Genomic DNA, 2,372 nt, shown 5'->3' with positions numbered 1-2,372 from the left:
TGGACAGGCCGCCGGCCAGGGCATTCTGATGCGCTCAGGCGAGGCGTTCCAGATCATGGGTGAGATCGGCATCGTGGTGTTCGACAAGACGGGCACCCTTACCCGCGGCGAGCCGGCTGTGCAGAGCGTTGTGGCGCTGGGCGCCTCGGATGAGGCCGAGGTCCTGGCGACGGCTGCCGCTGCCGAGTCCGCCAGCGAGCACCCGGTGGCGCGGGCCATCGTCGACGCCGCTGAGCGACGCGGCATCGACGTGGCGCTCGCGGCGAGCTTCCAGAGCCACACCGGCCGGGGTGTCGAGGCGACGGTCGACGGGGCGTATGTGCTGGTGGGCAAGCCAGGTTTCCTGGCGGAGCAGGACATCGACGTCGCCGCCGCCATGTCACGTCAGCAGAAGCTCGAGGGACGCGGCATGACCGTCGTCGCGGTCGGTCGCGATGGGTCGCTGCTCGGGCTGGTCGGTATCGGGGACGAGGTCGAACCCGACGCGGCGAAGACGATCCGGCGGTTGAAGGACGCGGGTATCACGACAGTGATGATGACCGGTGACAACCGTCGTACCGCAGAGGCCGTGGCCGCGGAGGTCGGTATCGCGCGAGTCCTCGCCGAGGTGCTTCCGGCGGACAAGGCGTCTGAGGTGCGCAGGCTGCAACAGGAGGGGCAGCGCGTGGCCATGGTGGGTGATGGCATCAACGACGCACCCGCGCTGACCCAGGCCGACGTCGGGTTCGCCATCGGCGCGGGAACCGACATCGCGATCGAGTGCGCCGACGTCGTCATCATGAGCGACCGTCTCGGTGCGTTGGCCGACGCCCGTGAGATCGGCATCCGTTCGTACGCCAAGACCAAGCAGAACCTGACGCTTGCGTTCGCTTTCAACGGCGTCGGCGTGCCCGCGGCGGCCACCGGACTGGTCCATCCGATCTGGGCCATGGCCGCCATGGTCGCTTCGGTCACCACGGTGCTCACGAACTCCTTCGCGCGAGGTCTACTCAGGAGGTAGTGCGGCAAGATCACGGACCACTTCCACCAAGTCGTTCCCGACGACGTCGGGCGTGGCGAAGATCGCGGGAACCTGGTCCTCGAGACGGGCCACCCATCCGGTGGTGAGACCGGCCTGATGCGCGCCGTGAGTGTCCCAGGCGTGCGCGGCGACGAGGGCGACACGTTCCGGCGCAACACCCGTGCTGTGTGCGGCGTGCCGGTAGATTTCCGGTGCGGGCTTCCACCGTTGAATGTCGTCCACCGAGAGGACCTGTTCGATGTCGGTCTCGATGCCGGCGCGTCGAAGCAGCGTGCGGGTGTTCTTGGCCGTGCCGTTGGTCAGCGTCACCATACGCAGGCCCGCTTCGGCCGCGACCCGGACGGCCGGTTCGACGTCGGGATGGGGATCGAGTTCGGCGAATCCGGCCAGCACAGTGCGGACGGCGTCGTCGTCGAGCGCGGATCCGACAGTAGAGCGCAACGCGGCGGCCGCGACGTCGCCGAACGGGCGGTACCCGCCGCTGGCGACGAGCGCGAAGGCGTCGCGCAGCAGCCGGGAGAACCACACATCGAGCACGTGGCCCGGCTGGCCGGCATCGACGAGTTGTTGCCGGATCGGCTCCAGCGGAAACAGGGTCTCGATCACATCGAACGCAATGACCTCGGGACGGGTCGCCATGCAACGATCCTGCCGCCTTCCCACCGTGCGAGCAAGAGAATCGTGCGAGTAGGAGAGACGGCGCGTACGTGAGCCTCCTTACTGATCGCGGACGGTCGTTCGTGGTCACCATGGTGCTACGGCGGAGCGGTAGCTCGCCGCCCACAACCCTTGTGAGGGAGTGGTCGTCCATGACACATGTCATCTGTCCCGAAGCGGTGCTGACACGCTCGCACGTACGTCCGGCTACTACTGTCGTCGCCGGCAGTGGCGCGGAACCACGAGCTCGTCGACGCCCACATACACCGGCGTTCTTCGCGAAGCCGTTCGAGGCGTGGCGTACGTGGGCAGAAGGTGTGGCGGAGCGACGCCGAATCCGCGCCGACGTTCTCGAGCAGATCCCGTTGGTACCGGGCGAACATGTCCTCAGCATCCTCTGTGACGTCACCGGGAACTGGGTCGTCTCTACGGAGCGAAGCCTCTATCGGCATGCGGACAACTCGTGGCTGCGCACCGGGTGGGAACAGGTGACCCGGGTCAACTGGGATGATACGGAGCACACGCTCGAGCTGGCTGTACTGACGCCACAGCGGCCGCAGCTCATCACGCTACAGCTGACTGGCAGTACTCCATTGGTCGATTTTGCCCGAGAGCGTGTCGCGTCGACGATCCTGCTCACCACCGACGTGTCCCTCGGCGACAAGCGTGGAGCGCGGGTCAGAGCTCGCCGGGC

3 protein-coding genes are annotated in these 2,372 nt (G+C 67.2%); 2 read left to right on the top strand and 1 reads right to left on the bottom strand.

Annotation, left to right across the window (positions count from 1 at the left end):
• Positions 1-1,000, top strand: a 1,000-nt coding sequence (locus ELR45_RS36775) for a heavy metal translocating P-type ATPase (protein ID WP_205855845.1), incomplete at its 5' end; no start/stop codon positions are given.
• Here the strand turns inward: ELR45_RS36775 and ELR45_RS03820 are convergent.
• Positions 986-1,660, bottom strand: a complete 675-nt coding sequence (locus ELR45_RS03820) for a haloacid dehalogenase type II (protein ID WP_129663617.1) — start codon at positions 1,658-1,660, stop codon at positions 986-988. The genes ELR45_RS36775 and ELR45_RS03820 overlap by 15 nt on opposite strands.
• 170 nt (positions 1,661-1,830) lie before the next feature.
• Here ELR45_RS03820 and ELR45_RS34540 point away from each other — a divergent pair.
• Positions 1,831-2,372, top strand: a 542-nt coding sequence (locus tag ELR45_RS34540; protein WP_165367453.1) for a hypothetical protein, incomplete at its 3' end; no start/stop codon positions are given.

The sequence above is a fragment of the Phytoactinopolyspora endophytica genome, from assembly GCF_004138495.1.
GTDB classification, from domain to species: domain Bacteria; phylum Actinomycetota; class Actinomycetes; order Jiangellales; family Jiangellaceae; genus Phytoactinopolyspora; species Phytoactinopolyspora endophytica.
This window is presented reverse-complemented; position numbering and strand designations above follow the sequence as displayed.

What these genes read in the sequence shown, in the direction of transcription:
- ELR45_RS03820 (WP_129663617.1), bottom strand. Translation starts at nt 1,660, where the DNA reads ATGGCGACCCGTCCCGAGGTCATTGCGTTCGATGTGATCGAGACCCTG.